At 64.0% G+C, this 22,861-nt stretch carries 18 protein-coding genes; 9 read left to right on the top strand and 9 right to left on the bottom strand.

The annotated features are described in order from the left end of the window. The first annotated feature begins 283 nt into the window (after nucleotides 1-283). From xseA to FQ705_RS30465, 3 genes are all read left to right on the top strand, one after another. Complete coding sequence (gene xseA / locus FQ705_RS30455; RefSeq protein ID WP_144148151.1) at nucleotides 284-1,663, top strand: exodeoxyribonuclease VII large subunit; 1,380 nt, start codon at nucleotides 284-286, stop codon at nucleotides 1,661-1,663. Between the two features lie 220 nt (nucleotides 1,664-1,883). Continuing rightward, nucleotides 1,884-2,462: a superoxide dismutase [Fe] gene (sodB, locus tag FQ705_RS30460; protein ID WP_144148153.1), complete on the top strand. Its 579-nt coding sequence runs from the start codon at nucleotides 1,884-1,886 to the stop codon at nucleotides 2,460-2,462. 564 nt (nucleotides 2,463-3,026) lie between these two features. After that, entirely contained in the window at nucleotides 3,027-5,507 is a 2,481-nt protein-coding gene (locus tag FQ705_RS30465; protein ID WP_144148155.1) for a tetratricopeptide repeat protein, read from the top strand. Between the two features lie 137 nt (nucleotides 5,508-5,644). Here FQ705_RS30465 and FQ705_RS30470 read toward each other — a convergent pair whose 3' ends face one another. Further along, nucleotides 5,645-5,908: a hypothetical protein gene (locus FQ705_RS30470; protein WP_144148157.1), complete on the bottom strand. Its 264-nt coding sequence runs from the start codon at nucleotides 5,906-5,908 to the stop codon at nucleotides 5,645-5,647. A gap of 321 nt (nucleotides 5,909-6,229) precedes the next feature. Between FQ705_RS30470 and FQ705_RS30475 the strand changes: the two genes are divergently transcribed. Together FQ705_RS30475 and FQ705_RS30480 are read left to right on the top strand one after the other, a co-directional pair. Next, a complete protein-coding gene (locus FQ705_RS30475) occupies nucleotides 6,230-6,802 on the top strand; it encodes a glycine zipper family protein (RefSeq protein ID WP_144148159.1) in 573 nt (190 codons plus the stop codon). A gap of 284 nt (nucleotides 6,803-7,086) precedes the next feature. Continuing rightward, nucleotides 7,087-8,850 carry a PQQ-binding-like beta-propeller repeat protein gene (locus FQ705_RS30480; RefSeq protein ID WP_144148161.1) on the top strand — a complete coding sequence of 588 codons (1,764 nt, stop codon included), beginning with the start codon at nucleotides 7,087-7,089 and terminating at the stop codon, nucleotides 8,848-8,850. Between the two features lie 228 nt (nucleotides 8,851-9,078). Here FQ705_RS30480 and FQ705_RS30485 read toward each other — a convergent pair whose 3' ends face one another. Both FQ705_RS30485 and clpP read right to left on the bottom strand, forming a co-directional pair. Beyond that, a complete protein-coding gene (locus tag FQ705_RS30485; RefSeq protein WP_144148163.1) occupies nucleotides 9,079-10,587 on the bottom strand; it encodes an NYN domain-containing protein in 1,509 nt (502 codons plus the stop codon). A 199-nt stretch (nucleotides 10,588-10,786) separates the two neighbouring features. Further along, the gene (gene clpP, locus FQ705_RS30490; RefSeq protein ID WP_144148165.1) at nucleotides 10,787-11,434 is read right to left on the bottom strand and encodes an ATP-dependent Clp endopeptidase proteolytic subunit ClpP; all 648 of its coding nucleotides are present in this window, start codon (nucleotides 11,432-11,434) and stop codon (nucleotides 10,787-10,789) included. A gap of 272 nt (nucleotides 11,435-11,706) precedes the next feature. Between clpP and FQ705_RS30495 the strand changes: the two genes are divergently transcribed. Beyond that, a complete protein-coding gene (locus tag FQ705_RS30495) occupies nucleotides 11,707-12,702 on the top strand; it encodes a sigma-70 family RNA polymerase sigma factor (protein ID WP_144148167.1) in 996 nt (331 codons plus the stop codon). On the opposite strand, the gene FQ705_RS30500 is transcribed toward FQ705_RS30495, so the two are convergent. The 3 genes from FQ705_RS30500 to FQ705_RS30510 form a co-directional block, all read right to left on the bottom strand. After that, a complete protein-coding gene (locus FQ705_RS30500; RefSeq protein WP_144148330.1) occupies nucleotides 12,658-13,932 on the bottom strand; it encodes an EAL domain-containing protein in 1,275 nt (424 codons plus the stop codon). The genes FQ705_RS30495 and FQ705_RS30500 overlap by 45 nt on opposite strands. A 239-nt stretch (nucleotides 13,933-14,171) precedes the next feature. Next, nucleotides 14,172-15,632 (bottom strand): multidrug transporter subunit MdtD, encoded by a 1,461-nt coding sequence (gene mdtD, locus FQ705_RS30505; protein ID WP_144148169.1) that lies wholly within the window; start codon nucleotides 15,630-15,632, stop codon nucleotides 14,172-14,174. A gap of 170 nt (nucleotides 15,633-15,802) precedes the next feature. Continuing rightward, complete coding sequence (locus FQ705_RS30510) at nucleotides 15,803-17,221, bottom strand: PLP-dependent aminotransferase family protein (RefSeq protein ID WP_144148171.1); 1,419 nt, start codon at nucleotides 17,219-17,221, stop codon at nucleotides 15,803-15,805. 159 nt (nucleotides 17,222-17,380) lie between these two features. On the opposite strand from FQ705_RS30510, the gene FQ705_RS30515 reads away from it, so the two are divergent. Continuing rightward, nucleotides 17,381-17,686 carry a DUF2917 domain-containing protein gene (locus tag FQ705_RS30515; protein ID WP_144148173.1) on the top strand — a complete coding sequence of 102 codons (306 nt, stop codon included), beginning with the start codon at nucleotides 17,381-17,383 and terminating at the stop codon, nucleotides 17,684-17,686. 20 nt (nucleotides 17,687-17,706) lie between these two features. Here FQ705_RS30515 and FQ705_RS30520 read toward each other — a convergent pair whose 3' ends face one another. Beyond that, nucleotides 17,707-18,948: a citrate/2-methylcitrate synthase gene (locus tag FQ705_RS30520; RefSeq protein ID WP_144148175.1), complete on the bottom strand. Its 1,242-nt coding sequence runs from the start codon at nucleotides 18,946-18,948 to the stop codon at nucleotides 17,707-17,709. Nucleotides 18,949-19,064: 116 nt separating this feature from the next. Between FQ705_RS30520 and FQ705_RS30525 the strand changes: the two genes are divergently transcribed. Then, the gene (locus FQ705_RS30525) at nucleotides 19,065-20,456 is read left to right on the top strand and encodes a CoA transferase (RefSeq protein WP_144148177.1); all 1,392 of its coding nucleotides are present in this window, start codon (nucleotides 19,065-19,067) and stop codon (nucleotides 20,454-20,456) included. Between the two features lie 35 nt (nucleotides 20,457-20,491). Here FQ705_RS30525 and FQ705_RS30530 read toward each other — a convergent pair whose 3' ends face one another. Then, the gene (locus FQ705_RS30530) at nucleotides 20,492-21,238 is read right to left on the bottom strand and encodes a GntR family transcriptional regulator (RefSeq protein WP_144148179.1); all 747 of its coding nucleotides are present in this window, start codon (nucleotides 21,236-21,238) and stop codon (nucleotides 20,492-20,494) included. Nucleotides 21,239-21,447: 209 nt separating this feature from the next. Between FQ705_RS30530 and FQ705_RS30535 the strand changes: the two genes are divergently transcribed. Continuing rightward, nucleotides 21,448-22,293, top strand: coding sequence for an aldo/keto reductase (locus FQ705_RS30535; protein WP_144148181.1), 846 nt, complete (start codon nucleotides 21,448-21,450; stop codon nucleotides 22,291-22,293). 18 nt (nucleotides 22,294-22,311) lie between these two features. Here FQ705_RS30535 and FQ705_RS30540 read toward each other — a convergent pair whose 3' ends face one another. After that, nucleotides 22,312-22,803, bottom strand: coding sequence for a hypothetical protein (locus FQ705_RS30540; protein WP_144148183.1), 492 nt, complete (start codon nucleotides 22,801-22,803; stop codon nucleotides 22,312-22,314). Nucleotides 22,804-22,861: the final 58 nt, after the last annotated feature.

The following is a 22,861-nucleotide window of genomic DNA, read 5'->3' on the forward strand; positions in this document are numbered from 1 at the left end:
CAGCCTGTGGATAACTTTGTGGAGAACCTGCCATCCAATCGCCGGAGAAGGCCGTTCGGAGCGCCCGGTATCGGCAATCATTCTCTTTAACGAGATGTAAAGTCTATATAAATCAATGAGATGCTTCGAATTCATGCGGCTCGCCGAGCGGTCTGGCGGGAATCGTCTGGCGCCTCCCGCCATGTGGACACTTTTAACAATTGGGCGCGCCAGGAGCCGTCGCGCTGGACGCGGATGGCCGCACGGTCTATCGTCTGTCCGGCCAGTCACAGATATTCCTCGCATGAATCCCGAAAGCCCGTTTTCTTCGTCCGCCGCGCCCGGCGGTGAGGTCGTCGTTCCCGTGTCCGCGCTCAATCGTGCGATCGGCACGATGCTCGAACGCTCGTTTCCGCTCGTCTGGGTCGCCGGCGAAGTGTCGAACTTCACGCGCGCCGCGAGCGGCCACTGGTACTTCTCGATCAAGGACGCCCAGGCGCAAATGCGCTGCGTGATGTTCCGTGGCCGTGCGCAATACGCCGAATTCACGCCGCGCGAGGGCGACCGCATCGAAGTGCGCGCGCTGGTGACGATGTACGAGCCGCGCGGCGAATTGCAACTGAACGTGGAAGCCGTGCGACGCACGGGGCAGGGGCGTCTGTACGAAGCCTTTCTCAAGCTCAAGGCGCAACTGGAAGCCGAGGGCCTCTTCGCCGCCGAGCGCAAGCGCGCCTTGCCGTCGCATCCGCGTGCCATCGGCATCGTCACGTCGTTGCAGGCCGCCGCCTTGCGCGACGTGCTGACGACGCTGTCACGCCGTGCGCCGCATATTCCGGTGATCGTCTATCCCGCGCCGGTGCAGGGCGCGGGCGTCAGCGGCAAACTCGCGGCGATGGTCGACGCCGCCAACGCGCGACGCGAAGTCGACGTGCTGATCGTCTGCCGCGGCGGTGGATCGATTGAAGATTTGTGGGCGTTCAACGAAGAAGTGCTGGCGCGCGCGATCGCCGAAAGCGCTATTCCCGTAGTAAGTGGCGTCGGTCACGAAACCGATTTCACGATCGCCGATTTTGCCGCCGACGTGCGCGCACCGACACCCACCGGCGCCGCGGAACTCGTCAGCCCGCAACGCGTGCTGCTGCTGCGCGAACTGGATCAACGGCACGCCACGCTCGCGCGGGGCTTTGGCCGCATGATGGAGCGGCGCGCCCAGCAACTCGACTGGCTCGCGCGCCGGTTGGTGTCACCGGCCGAACGACTGGCGCGGCAACGCATCCATCTGCAGCAACTGAGCGTGCGGCTGGCGTCGGCAGGCGCGCGGCCAGTGCGTGATGCACGAGCGCGTTTTTCGCTGCTGCAGATGCGCTGGCAGCGCTGGCGTCCCGATCTCGCCGCGCAGCAGGCGAAGCTCGGCCATCTCGCGCAACGCCTCGACGCCGCATTGTTACGCCAGCATGAACGTCAGAGCGCACGAATCACCACGCTGGCCGCACGTCTCGAAGTGCTGAGCCCGCAGCGCACGCTCGAGCGGGGCTATGCCGCCGTGCTCGACGCGCAGAGCGGCCGCGCGGTGCGCGCGCCGTCGTCGCTGAAACCGGGGCGGCGCCTCACGGTGCATCTCGCCGAAGGGGCCGCGGACATCGCGCTCGCCGATGTCCAACCGCGTTTGACCGACGGTTTCTGACACGTCGCCCGCGCTGCGCACGGCCGTACTTTTGACGGCCGCGCGTATCGGGCACGCGACGTGCGCGCGCATGAATTGCGCGCTTTGTCCTGCATGTTCGCCGATGCCTGGCATAAAGTCCGGTCGTTTGCGGGGTTATTCCAACTCGCCTACAATCGAGTGCTCAAAAGCGTTATCCGCAGAACTCCCCCACAACAGATACAGATAGAAGGAATGCACCATGGAACATACGCTCCCGCCGCTGCCGTTCGCCAGAAACGCTCTCGTTCCGAACATGTCGGAAGAGACGCTGGACTACCACTACGGCAAGCATCACCAGACCTATGTGACCAACCTGAACAATCTGATCAAGGGCACCGAGTTCGAGAACCTGTCGCTCGAAGAGATCGTCAAGAAAGCATCGGGCGGCGTGTTCAACAACGCGGCTCAGGTGTGGAATCACACGTTCTTCTGGAACAGCCTGTCGCCGCAAGGTGGCGGTGCGCCGACCGGCGCACTGGCTGACGCGATCAACGCCAAGTGGGGTTCGTTCGACAAGTTCAAGGAAGAATTCGCCAAGACCGCAGTCGGCACGTTCGGCTCGGGCTGGGCATGGCTCGTGAAGAAGGCCGACGGTTCGCTCGACCTGGTCTCGACGAGCAACGCTGCCACGCCGCTCACCACGGACGCGAAGGCACTGTTGACCATCGACGTGTGGGAACACGCTTACTACATCGACTACCGCAATGCGCGTCCGAAGTTCGTGGAAGCGTACTGGAACATCGCCAACTGGGAATTCGCAGCGAAGAACTTCGCCTGAGATTGCCGGTTGTCGCGTGAACCCGGCGGCGGTGTCCGGTCGGGTTTGCGATGAATCAGAAAGCCCTCCTGCGCGAGGGCTTTCTGTTTTTTCGGGGCGTAGTTTTGCGCCTCTGTTACTTACGGGTTACTAAGTATTTCTTCCACCTGGCAAGCTTCGTCAGCTTTTCGCATCATGAATGCGGCCTTGTCGAAAGCTCGGCGTTTCACCATCGAAAGCTTTATTACCTCCGACGCCTCGCCATGACTGGCGCTCGCGCCCGGCTGGCAGGCCGGCGGCGCGCGCGCAGGCCGCCTTGCGATTGCCAGCGATCTTCCCACGACGCATCACCGTTGCCTGCCGTCATCGGCTCTGGACAGTGCCCACAATCCGTTGCTGCATGTTGCGGTGGGAGATAACTGGTAAACATCGGTAAGCCCTGGCTCGCTATCGTTCAGGAGCGTTCATCCATTTCGCGCGGCCGTTGCCTTGTCACGTCACGCGCGGAGCATCGCAGGGGTGCGATGCGGACAGCTGTCCGGGCGACGCGCAATCGACAAAAAAAGCGCTACGCCCGGGGGCACGATGGACAGCAAGCAGATTCTGGAACTCGCGACAGCACACCATATCGCGGGCGAGTTCGGTCCCGCGCGTGAGCTATACGAAAACGCGCTGGCCATCGAGCCTGCCGACGCCAATGTCATGTTTCGCCTCGGCGTGCTCGACATGCAATGCGGTGCCAACGATCGCGCGCTCGATTGGCTCGATCGGGCGCTGAACCAGATTCCCGACAATCCGCGTTATCACTTCGTTCGCGCTCAGGTGCTCGCGGCCGCGCATCGTTTTGCGGAGGCGATTCTGGCCTATCGTCAAACGCTGGCGCTCGAAGCCGCATCCGCCGACGTTCTGTTCGCGCTAGCTGCGGCGCAGCAATCGACCGCCGACTACCGCGCGGCAATCGACACCTACACAGCCGTGCTTGCGCTCGATCCGGCTCATGCCGACGCGCTCAACAATCTCGGCAATTGTCATCGCCAGAACGGCGACACGGAGCGAGCGGAAGCCGCCTATCGTCGCGCAATCGACGTGCAGCCGGGGGACGCCAATGCGCTCACCAACCTCGGCACGCTGCTCGAATCGCTTGGCCGTCTGGATGAAGCGCTCGTGCTACTCGAAGCGGCGGTGGCGGCGGCGCCGGACGCGCCATGTGGTCTCGTCAATCTCGGCGTTGCGTTACATCAGCGCGGCGATTGCTCGCGCGCGGCCGCGCGACTGACGCGTGCGCTCGAACTGGACCCCGCGTTTCCCGAGGCCGCGTATAACCTCGCCAATTCGCTCCATGCGCTCGGCAGGCGCGACGAAGCCGTGAGCCACTATCGGCAGGCAATCGCGCAGTCGCCGGCCCATGCCGATGCCTACAACAATCTGGGCGTCGCGTATCAGGAAGCAGGGTTGCGTGAGGAAGCCGCGCACGCGTTCGACGCGGCGATCCGCCTGCGTCCGGGTTTTGTGGCCGCGCTCAACAACGCCGCGACCCTGATGCGCAAGCATGGCCGTTTGGCCAAGGCGGAGGCGTATCTTCGCGAAGCGCTCGCCGTCGAGCCGCATCATTCGGTGACGCATAACAATCTCGGCAATGTGCGGAAAGACCAGGGGCACCTCGCGGACGGCATCGACTGCTTTCGCCGTGCGCTCACCTGCGATCCCGGCAACGTCGTCGCGCACAGCAACCTCGCTTATGCGCTGACGTTTCAGGCGGAGCACGCGCAGCCCTTGCTGCATGAATGCCGTCGCTGGTCGGCGCGCCATGAAGCGCCGCATCGCGGTGCGCACCGGCCGCATTCGAACGATCCGGTCGCGACGCGCCGTTTGCGGATCGGCTATGTGTCGCCGGATTTCCGCGACCATTGCCAGACGCTGTTCACGCTGCCGCTGCTGTCGCATCACGATCACGATCGCTTCGAGATTTTCTGCTATTCGAGCGTCGCGCGGCCTGACGATCTGACGCAACGCGTCGCCGCTTGTGCCGACGTGTGGCGCGACGTGCGCAGCCTCGACGACGAACGGCTTGCGCTGCTGATCCGCGACGATGCGATCGATATTCTGATCGACCTGACCATGCATATGGCGGATGGCCGTCCGCTGCTGTTCGCGCGCAAGCCCGCGCCGGTGCAGATCGCGTGGCTCGCCTATCCGGGGACGACGGGTATCGGCGCGATCGATTACCGGCTGACCGATCCCTGGCTCGATCCCGCCGGCACCGATGCAATGTACAGCGAACGTTCGATCCGTCTGCCGGATTCCTTCTGGTGCTACGACCCGCTGACCGGTACGCCAGCCGTGAACGCGTTGCCGGCGCTGACCAACGGCTATCCGACCTTCGGCTGCCTGAACAATCCCTGCAAGCTGAGCGACGCGACTTTCGGTATGTGGGGCAAGGTGATGCGCGAAATCGGCGACGCCCGTTTGCTGCTGATGGCGCCCGAGGGCGCGGCGCGCGACAGCTTGCTCGAACGGCTGGGGCAACAGGGTATCGCCGCCGGGCGGATCGCCTTTACGCCGTTTCGTCCGCGTGCGGACTATCTGCGCACGTATCACGAGATCGACGTCGGACTCGACACGTTTCCGTACAACGGCCATACGACGAGCCTCGACTCCTACTGGATGGGTGTGCCGGTCGTGACGCGGGTCGGCAATACGGCCGTGGGGCGTGCCGGACTGAGTCAGTCGGCCAATCTGAATCTGCGCGAACTCGTCGCCGATAACGACGCGCAGTTCGTCGACATTGCCGTCGAGCTCGTACGCGATCTGCCGCGCCTCGCGCGCCTGCGCGGCGAGTTGCGAAGCCGTCTCACCGCCTCGCCGTTGATGGACGGTGCGCGCTTCGCGCGGCATATCGAAGTGGCGTATCGCAATGCATGGCAAGCGTGGTGCGAGCGGTCGAGCCGTGCCGCGCGCGGCAAGCTCGAGCGTGATAGCGGTGTGGAACCCTGTGCTGATTCTGGCGTTGATTCTGGCGTTGATCCGCGGCTGTTCCCGTCTGCCGGGCTCGACCGTTCTTATTGATCTGCGACGGGTTGGGACCGGCTTTCGGCGACGAGTTTTGTCACAGTTCGTAACAGCGTGGCGGCCATTGACGGCTTCATTGAGTGGGCTTTAGCCTGCGCGTCGCTATGCGGCCTCGTCTGTCGATTCAGCTGCGTCTAGCTGCCGCCGTCGTTTCCCGAATCGCTCGATGCCTGCCGACGTTTGTGACCGCGACCGCCGCCACTCGGTGTTACCGCGCTTGCCGGCGCGACGGGCGGCGGGTGGTTGATGTACTGGAAGTTCTGCGCGATGGACGCGCTGGGAAACGACGTGGTCGGCTGGACCAGCACCGAGCTCGGCATAGCCGGGTTCGACTGGGCGAACACCGGCGACAGGCCGGCTGCGCAAGCCACGCCCATTGCGAAAACAAGCCGGTTCATCGTGACATCCTTGAATTTTCGTTGACGGGGAACTGCCGGGGCGCAGCTGCCGATATCTCCCGCTGGACGGTGCGATTCGAGCGGAGGCCAGTTTAGGCCGCCGTCGCTGAAATCAGGTTGCGGCCGCGCTTACAAGCGTTACGCGATATGTCTTCGTGCCGCGCATCGGGGCGTTGGCCAGCCTCGCTGACCGTGCTTCGCGCCTTGCGCCGGCGTCGCGCGGATGTAAGCGAAAAACTTTCTGTAACGATCCCGTAACCAGGAGATGGCGCGAATAGCCTAACGTTTGAATTCCACAGGCTCTGAACCGCACCAACCAACATGATCTCCAGCACTAAATCGATGGGTATCGCGCTACCGGCCGCCTTGTTGGCGCTTGCGCTCGGCGGCTGCGCGGTGATGCCGCCGAGCGGTCCGAGCGTGGTCGCATTGCCGAAGAGCGGCGAGCCGCTCGGCCAGTTCCAGCAGGACGACTACGCATGCCGCGATTATGCGAACCGTTCCACCGACCCCAACGGCGCCGCTCAGGCGGCTACGGCCAACGGCGTCAACAGTGCGGCGATCGGCACGCTCGGCGGCGCGGCAGTCGGCGCACTGATCGGTGCAGCGGCCGGCAACCCCGGCGCAGGCGCGGCGATCGGCGCGGGCAGCGGGCTGTTGATCGGCGGCGCGAACGGCGCCAACGGCGCGCAATATTCCGCCGCCGGGATGCAGGCACGTTACGACGCGGCTTACGCCCAGTGCATGACGTCCAAGGGCAATACGATTTCGCAGCCGCAACCGGCTTATGCCCCGCAGCCGGTCTATGTCCAGCCGCAACCTTACTACTACGCGCCGCCGCCACGGTACTATGCGCCGCCGCCGGCCGTGTACGCCCCGTATCCGTACTACTGATCCCGGTAACCGGCGCCCTGTCTGGTCGACACACATCGATTCCGCGCGGGGGCGGGCCGGTTTTTTGCTGTAAAGCTTTTGTCACGTATGGCGGAAAGGCGCGAAAGGATGGCGGCAATGCCGCCATTAAACCGCGTACGTTTGAAAGGAGTTGGATGATTACCAGTTACCTGGTGGTCCTGTGTAGTCGTCATCATCCATTCCATTCCGGCCAGCACGCAAGGTTGTCGACTCCGCCCTAGCGGCATGCGGAGCGGGCCGAATATCGCGCGAACGAGGCGAATATGCGGCGACTGCAAACCGGCACGTTTAATCCGAATGTCTGGTCCCGTGTGCGCGCCTGGTTAGCGATGGTGTTTATCGCCGGCTGCTTTATCTCGTGCGGCGGCGGTGGCTCGGGCGGCACGTCCGGCACGGCGTCGGGTTCGGCTGCCGGCGGCGGCAGCACTGGCAGCGGCACCGGCAGCGGCACATCGACCGGCGGCGGGACCACGACCGGCACCGGCTCTACCGGAACCGGCAGCACGACCACGACGACGACCGCCTTCGCCACCGACGTGCTGATGCACCACAACGACCTCGCCCGTACCGGGCAGATGCTCGCCGAGACTAACCTCACCCTGAGCAACGTCAACTCCACCAGCTTTGGCAAAGTCGCGTTTCTTGCTGCGGATGGCAAGGTGGATGCGCAACCGCTCTTCGTCACCAGTCTTTCGATAGGCGGGACGACGCACGACGTGGTGTATGTCGCCACCGAGCACGACAGCGTGTACGCCTATGACGCCACCACGTTCGCGCAATTGTGGAAAGTATCGCTGGTCGGCAACGGCGAGACGTCGAGCGACAATTTCAGCTGCCAGGATTTCACGCCGGAAATCGGCGTTACGTCGACACCGGTGATCGATCGCAACCGCGGTGCAAACGGCGTGCTATACGCTGTGGCGATGACGAAGGACGCCAGCGGCACTTACCATCACCGCCTCCATGCGCTCGACCTGACGACGGGTGCGGAAGTGCTGGGCGGTCCCACCGAGATCGCGGCCACGTATCCGGGCAATGGCGCGGGCAGCGTCAATGGCGTGATTGCTTTTAACCCGGCGGAACATACCGAGCGCGCAGCGCTGACGCTGGTGGGCGGCAACATCTATATGGGTTGGACCGCGCATTGCATGGCTGGCGCTTACACCGGCTGGCTGATGGCCTATAGCGCTGACACGCTGAAGCAGACCAGTGTGCTCAACATCACGCCGAACGGCAGCCAGGGCTCGATCTGGATGGCGGGGTCGGGCATGTCGTCGGACGGCACCTCGCTCTATCTCGCCGACGGCAATGGCACTTTCGGCACGACGCTCAACGCGCAGGGCTTTCCTGTGGATGGCGACTACGGCAACTCGATGATGAAGCTGTCGTTAGGAAACCTGCAGGTCACCGACTACTTCGCGATGAACAACGTCGTCGCAGAGGCCAATGCCGACAACGATTTCGGCTCAGGCGGCGTGCTGGTGCTGCCGGATCAGACGACCGCGAGTGGAGTCGTCAAGCATCTGGCGGTGGCGGCGGGTAAGGACAACAATATTTATGTCGTCGATCGCGATGCCATGGGCAAGTTCAGCCCGACCGCCAACAATATCTGGCAGGAGTTGATCGGCACGCTGGCGGGCGGCATCTGGGGCTCGCCGGCCTACTACAACGGCGTCGTCTATTACGGCGGCTGGAACGACAACCTGAAGGCGCTGCCGATCACGAACGCATTCCTCGCGACGACCGCCGCGTCCAAGAGTGCGATCACGTTTGCCTATCCCGGCGCGACGCCAGCCGTGTCGGCGAACGGCTCGGGGAATGGCATTGTCTGGGTGGCGGAAAACGGCACGACGGGCGCGTTGCATGCCTACGATGCCGGCAATCTCGCGCACGAGTTGTACAACAGCAATCAGGCAGGGTCGCGCGATCAGTGGGGCGCGGGCAACAAGTTCATCACACCGATGATCGCGCGCGGCAAGGTGTTTGTGGGCGCGACCAATGGGGTGGCGGTGTTTGGGTTGTTTTAGGTGGTGATGGTGGCGAAAGCGATGGCGATGGCGATGGCGATCGCGGTTCGGGACGCTTCGTTAAAAAAAGCCCCTGTTCGTTGCGAACAGGGGCTTTTGTTTGCCGGGCGTGTGCTCAGTGGCTTGGTGTTGATGCTGTAGGCGCGACACACGCACCCGCAAGTGACACTGTGCGGCGGCGCGGCGCGGCGCGGCGCACCGCACCACACCGCTCGATTACGCCGCTTGTTATTCCGCGTCGCTCGTCGCGGCTGTTTTTCGCGGACGGCGGCTGCGTGCCGCGGTCTTGCGGGCGGCTTTTTTCGCCGGTGCGGGTGTTTCTTCCGCGGTGGCCGTTGAAGTCGATGCGGCGGGGTCAGCAGGCGCTGCGATTTGCGGCATCTCTTCGATGCTTCGCGGCGTAGTCTTCTTTGCTTTCTTCGCCGCGGTTTTGCGCGGAGCGCGCTCCTTGCGGCGCTTGGGTTGCGGCGTGCCGAGGTCCGGTTCGTCGGCGCTATTGGCTGGCTCGGATTCAGCGGCCGAGGTTGCCCAGCCCGCTGCGGGGGTTTCCGCATCGCCTGCTGAGGTCTCCCATGCGATCTCGGAAGATTGCGCCTCTGCGAGAGAAACCTCCGTCTGCTCGAAAGTGGGCTCAGCGTTCCTGGACACTCGCGCGCGCCGGCCGCTCTCGGCGCGCGATTGCGCGCTATCGTGCTCCCCGGCTTGACGCTCCTCATGAACGATTTCCTGCTGGCCACGGCCCGTTTTACGATTGCCACGGCCGCGACGACGCGATTCGTGCTTGCCGCCCGACTCCGCGGCCACGGCTTCGGCGACCTGCGCTTCGTACAGCTGTTCCGCCGACTCACCCGCTTCCGACGCTTCCGACGCCTCAGTCGAGTTTTCGCCAAGACCATGTGCCGCCGTGCTGCGATACACGTATGCGCCCGACTTTTCGTCGCGACCGAATTCAAGCAGGCCGCGCGCATGCGCCTCTTCCAGCAAATTGCCGAAGGCGCGGAAACCGTAGTAGGTCTCGTTGAAATCCGGTTTGCGGCGCTTGATGGCGTTCTTCAGCACGGACGCCCAGATCTTGCCGCTGTCGCCGCGTTCGGAAGCGAGTGCGTCGAATGTTTGCACCGCGATCTCGACCGCCTTGGTGCGGCGTTTTTCGAGGTCTTCCTTGTTGCGGCTTTTCTCCTCGTCGGGGCTGCGTTTGGTCGCCGGTTGGGCGGCCTGCTGCGGCCGTGACGACTCCCGCTTGGCAACCGCTCGCTGGCTTTCGCGCACGAGGTCGTCGTAAAAGAAAAACTCGTCGCAGTTCGCAATGAGCAAATCGGACGTGGATTGCTGCACGCCGACGCCGATCACCTGCTTCGCGTTCTCGCGCAGCTTCGAGACCAGCGGTGAAAAGTCCGAGTCGCCGCTGATGATGACGAACGTATTGACATGCGATTTCGTGTAGCAAAGGTCGAGCGCATCGACGACGAGCCGGATATCGGCGGAATTCTTGCCCGATTGGCGCACGTGCGGAATTTCGATCAATTCGAAATTGGCCTCATGCATCGCGCCTTTGAAACTCTTGTAGCGATCCCAGTCGCAGTATGCTTTCTTCACGACAATGCTGCCCTTGAGCAGCAGGCGTTCGAGCACCAGCTTGATATCGAACTTGTCGTACTTCGCGTCGCGCACGCCGAGCGCGACGTTTTCGAAGTCGCAGAATAGCGCCATGCTGACGGTTTCGTTGGATGACGCCATGAATATCTCCATTGAAGCGATCGTCGAATTCGACGAATCGCGACCATGATAGCGATTCCAGCGAAGGTGATCAGCTTTTGTGTTCCCGACGCAGCGCGCCGCTTGCCTCGTGAGCCTTCTGCGCCTTGTGCCTCGGGTTTGCGCGTTCCGCTTCGTGACTGCGTCCGTGCTCGTGCCCGCGCACCTTGCAGCAGCCGCGCTACAGGTTCTGGGGGGATGTCGATCCGCCGAGCGCCGCACGCGTCTCCAACACCTCGTCGACGAGGCCATACGCCTTCGCCCCTTGTGCCGACATGAAGTTGTCGCGATCGGTATCCCGCTCGATTTCCTCGATGCTGCGCCCGCTACGTTCGGCCATCATGGCGTTCAGGCGCTGACGTAGATAGATCACCTCCCTGGCCTGGATCTCGACGTCCGCCGCCGTACCCTGGCTGCCGCCCGACGGCTGATGAATCATGATGCGCGCGTTGGGCAACGCGTACCGCTTGCCGCGTTGGCCCGCGGTCAGCAGGAAAGTGCCCATGCTCGCGGCAAAGCCGGTGCACAAGGTGGAAACCTCCGGCTTGATGAATTGCATGGTGTCGTAAATTGCGAGGCCGTCGTACACGGAGCCGCCGGGCGAATTGATGTAAAAAGAAATATCCTTGTCGGGATTCTCCGATTCAAGAAAGAGCAGTTGCGCGACGATCAGACTCGCCGACTGTTCGTTCACGGGTCCAACCAGAAACACGATGCGCTCGCGCAGCAGACGGGAATAGATGTCATACGCGCGTTCACCGCGACCGGACTGTTCGATCACGGTGGGCACGAGGCCTAGGCCGGTGACGCCTGGATAACTGAATTGCATAAGAACCTCGTTTTTGAGCGGCGCGAGCCCGTAACCAGTAAGCAGGCGGCCGGCGTCCGGTAGGAGGCAGCGCGCCACTGATTCGTCGAACCGGGCGCTCCATGCGCCGGTTGTTGCTCATATGACGCGACGGAGGCCGGCGACGTGACAGGAATATTTTTGTGTTCTGCTGTCACATTGGCGGCAGCCGGAACGTCATGCTGGAAAAGGACGCCGATTGCAGCGCGCAGGCGCCGCGCGCACTTCACCATGCATCATCTGGAGGTCTACGCATGACGGAACAAGTAACTGACAAGGCATCCAGTTTCCAGGCGGCCCGCGCGCGCTTGCTCGCGCTGGCGTACCGCATGCTCGGCAGCCGCGCGGAGGCAGAAGACGTGGTGCAGGACGTTTGGCTCAAGTGGTATCTCGCCGACACGCAAGAGGTGCAGACGCCGGCCGCCTGGCTCACCACGATCACCACGCGGTTGGCGATCGACCGCTTGCGGCATGTGCAGCGCGAGCGCGCCTCGCAGGCTGCCGGCTGGTTGCCGGAGCCTTGGCTCGACGAAGTGGCGCCATCGGCGGAGGAGTTGGCCTTACGGTCGGCGGAGATGTCCTACGGTGTGATGCTGCTGCTCGAGCGGTTGAAGCCCGACGAACGCGCGGCGTTCGTCCTGCATGAAGCCTTCGATTGCGACTACGCCGAGATCGCAAAGATTCTTGAACGCACGCCGGCTGCGTGCCGACAGATCGTCCATCGCGCTACGCAGCGATTGCAGCGCGCCGGTGAACCCTTGGAGCGTCCCGATCCCGTCGTGCACGGAAAGATGGTGGAACGCCTGCGGGCAGCGCTGGAAACTCAGGATCGGGTGGGATTGTTGCGACTCTTCAGCGAGACACCGGAAGTCGTCAGCGACGCCTCCGTGGCTGCGCCGGTTGCTGCCGTGTGTGCTGAAGCTCCGGCGGTGGCCGGGTGGAGAGACACCGTCACATCGCTCGCGCAGCACGCCAACCAGGCCGAAATGGTGTCCGTGGCAGGCGCCCAGTGCATCGCCTTGCTCTTCGGGGGCGACATCGTCGGCATGCTGGATGTCACGACAAACGGTGTGCCGGACGGCTCGACGAAGATAGTCGCGTTGCGCATCGTGACGAGTGCGGAGCGCTTGCGGGCGACCAACCGTCTACTGGGCCGCACGGCGGTCAACGACCTGCTCGCGCGGATCCAGCAGCGTCCGCAGCCCTCAATTGCGATGAGCCGCGATTTCCCAGTTGATGTCTACGCATAGCACTTGCGTGCCGTTTGGCGTGTGGGCCGCGATGGAGGCCGTCACACACAGGTGCGCTTCGTTGATTGACAGATAGGGCGGGGTGAGGTGCACCTGGCCTGGCGTACGCATCGCCTGAATGAAGTACGGCCGGCGCTCCCAGCTTGCGCCTTCCGAATGCAGCAGCGGCCGGAAGCGCTTGGCGCGTTGCGAGGCGCGTCCGGGTGGCAGTACGTTGTCGCCGATCTGCCGGCCCGAACCATCGAGCACAAAGCAGCGAGCGGTTTCGCCGAGCGTGAGCAGCGGCGCGGTGGCCTGAGAAACCGACTCCCCGGCCACCAGTTGAGCGGCCGCCGTCTCCAGCGCCTTGACGTAAGGGGCGAGTCGCGTGGCTTGAGCACGCTCGCGCTCTGCCACGCGTTCGCGCAGCGCCGCAGAGAGCGAGTCCATCAGGCCGGCCGCGGCCTGCGGCTTGACAGGCTCGACACTCGGACCCGCAAAAAAAGCGCCCTGCACGAAGTCCACGTTGCATTCCAGGGCGATGAGCGCGTCCCGTTCGGTGCTGAGACCGCCCATCAGCACCAGTTGCCCGGATTCGTGCAGCAACGAAACGAGGCCCGGCAGCACGCGCTCGATATGCGAGTGCTCACTGGCTTGCGCGAGGATGCAGCGGTCCAGCGTGACGATATCCGGCCGTAGGTTCCACACGCGGTCGATGTTCGAATGCTTCGCGCCGAAGCCGTCGAGCGCGATCAGGAAACCGGATTTGCGCAGTGCGTCGATGATCTCCGCGAAGCGCGTGGTCTCGCCGCCGGCCTGCTCGGACACTTCCAGCACCACACGTTGCGGAGGCAAGCCGAGCGCCTTGAGGCCGGCGAGGAGCGCGTCGCCATAACTGGTGTCCATCAGCGCGGCGGGGTGCAGGCTAAGGAAAAGCCATTCGTCGTGGCTGTCGAAGGCGTTGAAATTGCCGAGATGCAGCGATTCGGCGAGCCGCCCGAGTTCCAGCAGGTCACCGCGCCGGGCGGCCTGGGTGAACACTTCGTGCGACGGCACCTGCAGCGCATGTTCGTCGTGTGCACGCAGCGACGCGTGATAACCGATCGCGCGTCGGTGCGATACCGAGAAAACGGGCTGGAACACGCTGAAAACGGTGTAGCCGCCGTACAGGACAGTGCGCCGGGAGCCTTCGTCGCCGGCCATCGGCCGCGGCGGCTGGAAGCCGGGAGGATCGAGTTCGATCATGCTCATCATGTCAGTCGTGTGGAGGTGGCGGCGCGCTTGCAGCTTGTCACGAGTCCGCACGCCAAAGTGTGAGTTTACAGGATAGGCGAGCAAGAACTATGCGCGTGCGGAAACACAGCGTCTCTGCCCGGCAATCGCGTGCAGATAAGACGATTGTGCGCCCGTGGGAGCGCGAGCGTGACGATGCGCACTTCGCTGGTGCGGCGCGCGCCCCGTTGCGGGTCGGCGGCGGCGCGCCGGGAGTGTCAGGTGCGCTCGGAAGGGTCAGTCTTTTTCGCGGGCGTGCGGATGTCGGGCGAGAGCTGCGCGAAGATCCAGGCCGAGCCCGCCGTGATGATGCCGACGCACAGGAAGGTCGCGTGAAAGGCGGGTAGCGAGTTGGCCGCGGTTACGCGTGGCAGCAGGCCGGTGAAGGTGGCGAGTAACGCACCGGCCACGGTCACGCCGAGGCTCATGGACAACATCTGCACGAGCGAAAAGAGGCTATTGCCGCTGCTCGCGCCGCCGGTGCCCAGGTCCTTGAGCGTCAGCGTGTTCATCGCGGTGAACTGCATCGAGTTGACGCCGCCGAAGAAGGCCAGTTGCACGAGTCGCAGCCAGAGCGGCTGACCCGCATTGGTGAGCGCGAAGCTCGCCATTGTCAGGCCGACCAGAACGGTGTTGATCAACAGCACGCGTCGATAGCTGTACTTGACGATCAGTGTAGTCACGAGACGCTTGGAGGCCATACCCGCGGCGGCCACCGGCAGCATCATCATGCCGGCTTCGAAGGCGCTATAGCCAAGACTCACCTGCAGGAGCAGGGGAATCAGGTAGGGCATCGCGCCGCTGCCGATCCGGGCGAACAGGTTGCCGAGCAGACCAACGCTGAAGGTGTGAATCTTGAAGAGATCGAGCGAGAAAATCGGCGCGGGCTCGCGCACCGCATGTAAGCCGTAGGCGACGAAACACGCCAGGCTCAGGATCAGCAGCACGAGTACCGTGGCGTGCTGGATGCCGAACTCGTTACGGCCGTCGAGCGCGAACGAGATCGCCACCATGCCGACCACGAGCAGCAGGTAACCCTTCATATCGAACTTGCCGACATGCTCGTTGCGACTGTCCGGCATGAAGATGAAGGTGGCGATGCAGCCCACGATGCCCACCGGCACGTTGATCAGAAAGATCCAGTGCCACGAGGCGATTTTCACGAGCCAGCCGCCGAGCGTCGGGCCGATCAGCGGGCCGATCAACCCGGGAATGGCCACGAACGAAAGTGCCGGCAGATAGCGCTCTGCCGGAAAGGTGCGTAGCACCGAGAGCCGTCCGACGGGCAGCAGCATGGCGCCGCCCACGCCTTGCACGATACGGAAGATCACCAGTTGATTGAGCGTATGCGCGTTCGCGCAGAGCAACGAACCGACCGCGAATACGAGAATCGCGCTGAAGAAGACGAGCCGTGTGCCGAGCTTGTCGGCGAGCCAGCCGGACACGGGGATCATGATCGCCATGGTCAGCGAGTACGCGATCACCACCGATTGCATGCGCAGCGGCAATTCGCCGAGGCTCGTCGCCATCGCGGGGAGCGCTGTGTTGACGATGGTCGAGTCGAGCGTCTGCATGAAGAAGCCGGTGGCGACCAACCACAGCAGGACCGTGAGCGAGCGGGCCGTCGGCGCCGCAGCGGGACTGGAAGGGGAGGCGGGCGGGACGGGCGGTGTGGGCATGAAGGGCGGCTGGTGCGCTGGAGGAGCAGGAGCGAGCCGAGACTCGCAGCGGGGACCCGCTATTCTAGGGAAAAGCGCGCGGCGACGCAGCGCCGAAGTCGCGTGGGGGCAGGTTGCATAGCAGGCTCGCGGCACCCCGCATGCTCAGAACACCTCTGCGCTCGATACATTCATCGCGTCGTGGGCAATTCCACCGCGGCACGGAAGAACGCCTGCGCGCGCGGCTCGTTGCCGAATGCCACGTGAATCCGCGTCCATGGGCTCACCTCCCGGTTCGGGCGGAAATAATTGCCCGGCGCCACCGTCACGCCCAACGGCGTGCCGCACTCCACCAGCCGCTGGGCGTCCGCGACGTGCGGCACGCGCGCCCACACGAATTTGCCGCCCACTGGCTTATCAAATAGCTCCCAACCGGCGTCTTCGAGCGTCTGGACGGTCGAGCCGAGCGCCTCGCGCATGCGGCGGCGCAGGCGCTCCAGATATTTACGGTACGCGCCGCGTTCCAGCATCGACACGGCGACAGCCTCGGCAAAGCGTGAGCCGCCGATACTCGTCAGCATCTTGATGTCCACCAGATCCTTGATGATCGCGTGGCTCGCCACGATGCAGCCGATGCGCAGCGAGGAAGACAAGGTCTTCGACAGGCCGCCGATATAGATCACATGTTCGAGCTGGTCGAGCGTGGCGAGGCGGTCCGTGAGATCGGTTTGTAAATCGGTGTAGATGTCATCTTCGATGATCGAAAAGCCGTGTTCCCGCGCCAGTTGCAGGAGGCGGAACGCCACCGGCGGCGCGACCGTCGTGCCGGTCGGATTGTGAAACACGGTATTGATGAACAACAGCTTGGGCCGATGCAGTTTCAGTTGCGCCTGCATGACCTCCAGATCGGGACCCGAGCGCGTGCGCGGAATGCCGATCAGGGTCACGCCGTGCAGTTTCAACAAACCGTACAAATTGTAGTAGCCGGGGTCTTCGACAAAAACCGTGTCACCGGCCTTGAGCATGTAGCGCACCAGCAGATCGAAGGCCTGGCTCGCACCGTTGGTGATCAGGATTTGCGATGTGTCCGCCTGAATCCCCAACTGGCCGACACGGGCTTGCAGATGCTCGCGCAGAGTCAGGTTGCCGAGTGGCGTGGCGTAGTCGACCATGCTGGCCGGGTCCGTGCGCGAGACGTGGCGAATGGCCTGCGCGATGCCGTCCATGTCGCGCCACGATTCCGGGATGAAGCCGCTGCCGAGCTTGAGCGTTTCGCCCGGATGATTGAATTGCTGGAGCACGTGGTCCGATTCGTCTTCGGCGCGGCGCAGGTCCGTGGAGCCCTGGCACTGCATGCCCGACGGTTGCCGGTCGGCGACGTAGAAGCCCGAACCGTGTCGCGAGTCGACGTAGCCGAGCGAGACCAGCCGGTCATAAGCCTCGATCACGGGAAAGCGGCTCACCCCGTAGTCGGCGGCGAACTGCCGAATCGACGGCAGCTTCGAGCCTGGATGCGCCGTGCGGGTGCGGATCCATTGCGTCACGCCTGTGACGATCTGTTCGGTCAGCGGCACGCCGTTGTCCCGGTCAAGCTGGATTTCGAGTTTCACGGGGGATCGTCGTCCTTCATCGGACCAGGCAAGACATGCCAACTGTCCGGTTTTTCAACTGAACAGTTCCGACGAAAGTGTTCGGAACTGTGCATGGGTATTCGATCATCGCACATCAATAATCGGTACAACAGAAAAGTACTTTGAAGGAGAAACGCGATGCGTGAAGTCCGAATTTTCGAATTGGAACATGGCGAGCCCGCTTCGGCCTGGCGTGTCGCGCGGCCGACGATTTTCAAGGTGGTCTCGGGTGAAATCTGGCTGACGGTCGAAGGCGACAGCGAAGATCATTGGCTGGCTACCGGCGAATCGATCGAGTTGCCGCGCCGCGCGGTGGCATGGATCAGCGCCGGCCACGCCGGCGCGCGTTTCGCGATGGCAAGCGGATCGGAGCGCGCCTCCGTGCGTCCGATCGCGGGGCTGTCCGTGCTGAATTGGCTGCCACGTTGGCTAGGTGCAGTCTGACAGGTCGACGACGCCGGACCTCAATCCCGAGCCTCGTCTTCATACTCTCCGATGTATCGCGCGCGTGGCCGGATCAGGCGGCCATCGCGCGTCTGTTCCATCGCATGCGCAATCCAGCCGACCACCCGACCCACCGCGAACAGCGTGAAAGCGGCGCCGGCCGGCAGCCCGAGCACCCGCTCGATGGCGGCAAGCGCGAAGTCCACATTCGGTTCGGCGCCGGTCGTATCGTGCACCGTGCGCGCCAGCCTCATCACATCGGCCAGCGGCGAGCGGGCCGGCGCGCAATCGGCCAGCATCGCCAGTAATACACGCGCACGCGGGTCGCCCTCTGGATAGAGCGGATGGCCAAACCCCGACACGACTGGCCCATGCGCGCCATGTTCGTGTCGTGCAAGGCGATTCGCCAGATAGCGATCGAGGTCCGGCGCGCGCGATGCTTCTTCCAGCAACGCGGCAATGCGCACGGTTTCGCCACCGTGACGCGGGCCCGCCAACGCGGCGAGTCCACCGGTCACCGCGCCGAACAAATGCGTGCCGGTCGACGTGATGCAGCGCACCGTGAAGGTCGACGCATTCAGTTCGTGATCCGCGCAAGCCACCAATGCCGCTCGCAACAGTCCCGCCTGCTGGCGGTTGCGCACGTTCCAGGCCGAAGCCAGTTGCCGATGCAGCGGTTCGTTCGATGGCGCCGCCGAGATCATCGCGGCCGCCAGCAAGCGCATGACGGCGCACGCGGTATCGAGTTGCGCGTCGCGCCCGAGCGCCCACACGCGCGGCATCTGTGCCGCCGCGGCCGGCAGCAGCACCAGCGCGCGATCGAGCGGCGTGCTGTCGCTCCACAGCTTGAGCCATGCGGCCCATTGCGCGGTGGCGAACGGCACAGCCGGCGCCTCGGCGATCCGCCGTTCGCTGCATTCCCACAGCAAGGCCGCGACGTCTTCGAGCGAGGCCGTCCGCGCGAGCGTCGTTGCATCGTGACCGCGATAGAGCAGACGGCCGTTCGCCACCAGCGTGATCGACGATTCGAGCACCGGCACACCCCAGTCCAGCACCTTCTGCGCAACCTTGCCCGCGCGCTTGCCGTCTTCCTTGCGGCGTGCAAGGCGGCGTACCTCGGCGGCGTCGTAGAGCCGGTGCTTACCCTGCGAGTCCGGCGCCGAACTCAACATGCCGCGGCTCACATAGGCATACAACGTGGCCACGCTGATGCCGAGCGCAGCGGCGGCTTCAGGGGCGGTGAGGGAGTGGGCGGCAGGCATGGAATCGAGTGGAAACCGAATAAATCAATATATATTGATTATCATAATCAAGGTTGATTCATGCAAGGTGAAATCCTAGACTCGGAACACTTTCTTCCTGCTGGGGTGTGGACGCCATGACGCCTGAACTCGCTCTCAAACACATCTGGACGCTGGCCGGATGCGACCCAGGCGCCTTGCGATCCGTCTCATTGGACGGCGACGATCCGGGGTTGCCCTCGGTGTTTCGGGTCGGCTCGCTGGCGTCGGCGACCATCGCCGCAACCGGCCTCGCCGCCGTCGAATACGGGCGCTTGCGTAGCGGGCATCGTCAGCAGGTGACGGTGGAGATGCGGCGCGCGCTGGCATCGTTTCGCAGCGAACGCTATCTGCGTATCGACGACGGTCCACCGCCCGCCTTGCGCGATCCCGTGATGGGTTTCTACGCAACCCGTGATGGCCGTTGGATTCAGCTGCACACGAATTTCCCGCATCACCTCCAGGGCGTGTTGAACGTGCTCGGCTGCGCCAACGATCGTGACTCGGTGGCCGCGGCGATTCGCAACTGGGACGGCGCGACGCTCGATCAGACGCTCGCCGACGCAGGCCTGTGCGCCGCACTGATTCGTACGCCCGACGAGTGGGCCGCGCTGGAGCAGGCGCACGCGATCGCCGCACTGCCGCTGTTCGAGATCGAGCGGATCGGCGACGCGCCTCCCGAGCCGCCGCGCACCGCCGCCGGAGACCGGCCGCTGTCCGGCGTCAGAGTGCTCGATTTGTCGCGCATCATCGCGGGACCGGTGGCGGGGCGGGCACTCGCTCAGCATGGCGCGGACGTGTTGATGGTCAACGGTCCGCACCTGCCCAACATCGCACCGCTGGTGATCGACAACGGGCGCGGCAAGCGCTCGGCAGTGATCGATCTACGCGATGCAACGGGTCGCGAGACCTTGCATGGACTCGTCGGCGGCGCGGATGTGTTTTTGCAGGCATACCGTCCAGGCGCATTGGCGTCGCGGGGATTCGGTCCCGAAGAACTGGCGCGCGTGCGGCCGGGGATCGTGTATGTCTCGGTGTCCGCTTATGGACACGAGGGACCGTGGGCGCAACGGCGCGGCTTCGACAGCCTCGTGCAGTCGGCGAGTGGCATCGCCTTCACCGAACGGCAGGCGGCGGGGTGGGACGAGCCTAAACATCTGCCCTGCCAGGCGCTGGACCACGCGACCGGCTATCTGGCCGCGTTTGGCGCCATGACGGCATTGGCGCGGCGCGCGACCGAGGGCGGCAGCTGGCATGTCAGGGTGTCGCTCGTGCAAACCGGGAGATGGCTGCAGTCATTTGGCTTGCTCCCCGATGGCTGGAAAGCGCCCGATGTCACGCTCGACGATGTGCGCGACTGCCTCGCGACCACGCAGTCCGAATTCGGCAGCATTCTCGCGGTGCAGCCTGCGGAGCAATTGAACGAGACGCCCGCATTCTTTGCGCTACCGCCCGCGCGCATAGGCGCGCACGAAGCGCAGTGGGCGTGACGGATCGCGCAGTCCCGTCACGCCGGCGAAACAACTTACTTGCGTAACTCCGCCACGAAATCGTAATAGTCGTTACGGCAATACGTGTCGGTCAATTCGATCGCCCGCTGGTCGGCGGTGTAGCCCACGCGGGTGATCAGCAGCAGCGCTTCGTTGGGCGCGATGCTCATTTGCTGCGCGATCTCTTCACTCGCGTTGACCGCGCGAAAATGCTGCAGTGCGCGGACGATCGTCAAGCCGCGCGTCTCCAGATACGTATAGAGCGAATCGCCGATTGCCGCCGGATCGGGAATCACCGCCGACGGAAACGTGGAGTTCTCCACTGCCATCACGATGCCGTCGGCGAGCCGCAAACGCCGCAGCCGGGTCACCGCCGCAGCCGGCGACAAGCCGAGCTGGATCACCTCGTCGCGATTGGCCGGCAGGATTTCGCGCGACAACCATTTCGAACTCGGAGTGAAACCGCGTCGCCGCAGCATTTCGCTGAAGCTGGACAGGCGCGACAGCGGATCTTCATAGCGCGGCGTGATGAAGCTGCCGGCGCCCTGAGTGCGCCGGATCAAGCCCTGTTCGACCAGCAAGGCAATCGCCTTGCGTGAAGTAATGCGCGACACGCCGAGCGCTTCGGACAGCACGCGCTCCGAAGGCAGCGCTTCGCCGGCGTTCCAGCGGTTTTCGTGGATGGCGGTGCCGAGCTTGCGAGCAAGTTGCAGATATAGCGGCGTGTCGTTTTCCGGGTCCGGGCGCAGGTCGCGCCAGCGGTCTTCCGAGGCAGAGGTCATGGGGCTCACGCAAGAAGGGCAAGCGGCAATTCTATGACATCGGCGCGCCGGGTTATAGCGGGCTTTTGCCTGATGGCCGATCGGATGCTCGTTGAACGGCTAAACTCGTCGGGATGGTTGTCCTGGCCGGCGCCGTAGCGGCGCCCATCATCGAGTCACTTATCGAGCCACTTATCGAGCCACTTATCGCGCCACTTCGAGGAGTCAGCATGACGAGCGAGATTGCCAGCGTCAGCCTGCCGGACGGCGAACGCATTCCAAAACTGGGCCAGGGCACGTGGGAAATGGGCGAAGTGCCGACACGTCGCGCGGCCGAAATCGAGGCGCTACGCCATGGCGTCGAACTGGGCATGATGCTCATCGACACGGCGGAAATGTATGGCGACGGCGCGACCGAGTCGTTGCTCGGCGACGCGTTGAGCGGCCTGCGCGATCAGGTGTTTCTCGTGAGCAAGGTGTATCCGCACAATGCCAGCCGACGTGGCGTGATCGCGGCCTGCGAGCAAAGTCTCAAGCGTTTGAAAACGGATCGGCTCGATCTGTATCTGCTGCACTGGCGCGGCTCGGTGCCGCTCGCGGAAACCGTCGAGGCTTTCGAGGCCCTGCGCCGTGCCGGCAAGATCCGCCATTGGGGCGTCAGCAACTTCGACACCGAAGACATGGAAGAACTCGTGGCGACGCCCGGCGGCGAGGCGTGCGCGACCAATCAGATTCTCTACAACGTGGCGCGGCGCGGGCCGGAATTCGACCTGCTGCCGTGGCTCGCCGCGCGCAACCTGCCGGCGATGGCGTACAGTCCCGTCGACCACGCCCGCCTGCCGAAACGCTCGCCGCTCGACGAGATCGCCGACGCTCGCGGCGTCTCGGTGTTTCAGGTGGCGCTGGCGTGGGTGCTGCGCGCGCCCGGCGTGTTCGCGATTCCAAAAGCAGCGCGTGTCGAACACGTACGCGACAACTATCTCGCCTCGCAATTGCAATTGAGCGCGGCAGAAGTTGCCGCGCTCGACGCTTACTTCAAACCGCCGCGCAGCAAACGGCCACTCGAAATGTTGTAAGCGCGTCGGCGCCAACGGTCAATTGCAGTTGTGATGCATGTGCACGGAACCCAGCACCGCGACTTCGGCAGGGGTGTGCTTGAGCGAGTCTTCGTTGACCTGAGCGGCGTCCTTGACGAATTCGTCGACGATCGACGAGACCTGGGTATCGCGCAGACACAGCGACACGCGCTGCGTTTCATTGGCGGGCAGGGAGGCGCGCTGGCTGAGGAACAGCACGCCGTATTGATAACCGTGGATGATGCCGCGGATCGCCCCGACGCATTGGCCTTGGGCGACGTTGTCGCTTTTCTGCCTGCAGGTCTGCGCGAGCGAATAGGCGGAGAACGTGGGATCGACCGCCGGTGCGCCTTGCGAGAGGGTGGGCGAGAGCGGCTGTGTCGCTGGAGTCCCTTGAGCCGGAGTTGGCGCCGGGGTTTGCGCATGAGCGAGCGATGCGAGGCCCAGCGCGGCGATCATCAACAGGCCGGAGGCCGCGCGTGCTGCAAAAGGGGGGACGTTTCGTTGCATGTCGTGGTGTCCTCATATCGAGCGTTGAATTGATATGAGGCCATCGCGCCGGTTTGGT

Origin of the sequence: Paraburkholderia sp. BCC1884, from assembly GCF_900996225.1 — a bacterium.
In the GTDB taxonomy this organism is placed as follows: domain Bacteria; phylum Pseudomonadota; class Gammaproteobacteria; order Burkholderiales; family Burkholderiaceae; genus Paraburkholderia.

Coding starts and splice junctions, on each gene's coding strand:
- xseA (WP_144148151.1), top strand. CDS start 284: ATGAATCCCGAAAGCCCGTTTTCTTCGTCCGCCGCGCCCGGCGGTGAG.
- sodB (WP_144148153.1), top strand. CDS start 1,884: ATGGAACATACGCTCCCGCCGCTGCCGTTCGCCAGAAACGCTCTCGTT.
- FQ705_RS30465 (WP_144148155.1), top strand. CDS start 3,027: ATGGACAGCAAGCAGATTCTGGAACTCGCGACAGCACACCATATCGCG.
- FQ705_RS30470 (WP_144148157.1), bottom strand. CDS start 5,908: ATGAACCGGCTTGTTTTCGCAATGGGCGTGGCTTGCGCAGCCGGCCTG.
- FQ705_RS30475 (WP_144148159.1), top strand. CDS start 6,230: ATGATCTCCAGCACTAAATCGATGGGTATCGCGCTACCGGCCGCCTTG.
- FQ705_RS30480 (WP_144148161.1), top strand. CDS start 7,087: ATGCGGCGACTGCAAACCGGCACGTTTAATCCGAATGTCTGGTCCCGT.
- FQ705_RS30485 (WP_144148163.1), bottom strand. CDS start 10,587: ATGGCGTCATCCAACGAAACCGTCAGCATGGCGCTATTCTGCGACTTC.
- clpP (WP_144148165.1), bottom strand. CDS start 11,434: ATGCAATTCAGTTATCCAGGCGTCACCGGCCTAGGCCTCGTGCCCACC.
- FQ705_RS30495 (WP_144148167.1), top strand. CDS start 11,707: ATGACGGAACAAGTAACTGACAAGGCATCCAGTTTCCAGGCGGCCCGC.
- FQ705_RS30500 (WP_144148330.1), bottom strand. CDS start 13,932: ATGAGCATGATCGAACTCGATCCTCCCGGCTTCCAGCCGCCGCGGCCG.
- mdtD (WP_144148169.1), bottom strand. CDS start 15,632: ATGCCCACACCGCCCGTCCCGCCCGCCTCCCCTTCCAGTCCCGCTGCG.
- FQ705_RS30515 (WP_144148173.1), top strand. CDS start 17,381: ATGCGTGAAGTCCGAATTTTCGAATTGGAACATGGCGAGCCCGCTTCG.
- FQ705_RS30520 (WP_144148175.1), bottom strand. CDS start 18,948: ATGCCTGCCGCCCACTCCCTCACCGCCCCTGAAGCCGCCGCTGCGCTC.
- FQ705_RS30525 (WP_144148177.1), top strand. CDS start 19,065: ATGACGCCTGAACTCGCTCTCAAACACATCTGGACGCTGGCCGGATGC.
- FQ705_RS30530 (WP_144148179.1), bottom strand. CDS start 21,238: ATGACCTCTGCCTCGGAAGACCGCTGGCGCGACCTGCGCCCGGACCCG.
- FQ705_RS30535 (WP_144148181.1), top strand. CDS start 21,448: ATGACGAGCGAGATTGCCAGCGTCAGCCTGCCGGACGGCGAACGCATT.
- FQ705_RS30540 (WP_144148183.1), bottom strand. CDS start 22,803: ATGCAACGAAACGTCCCCCCTTTTGCAGCACGCGCGGCCTCCGGCCTG.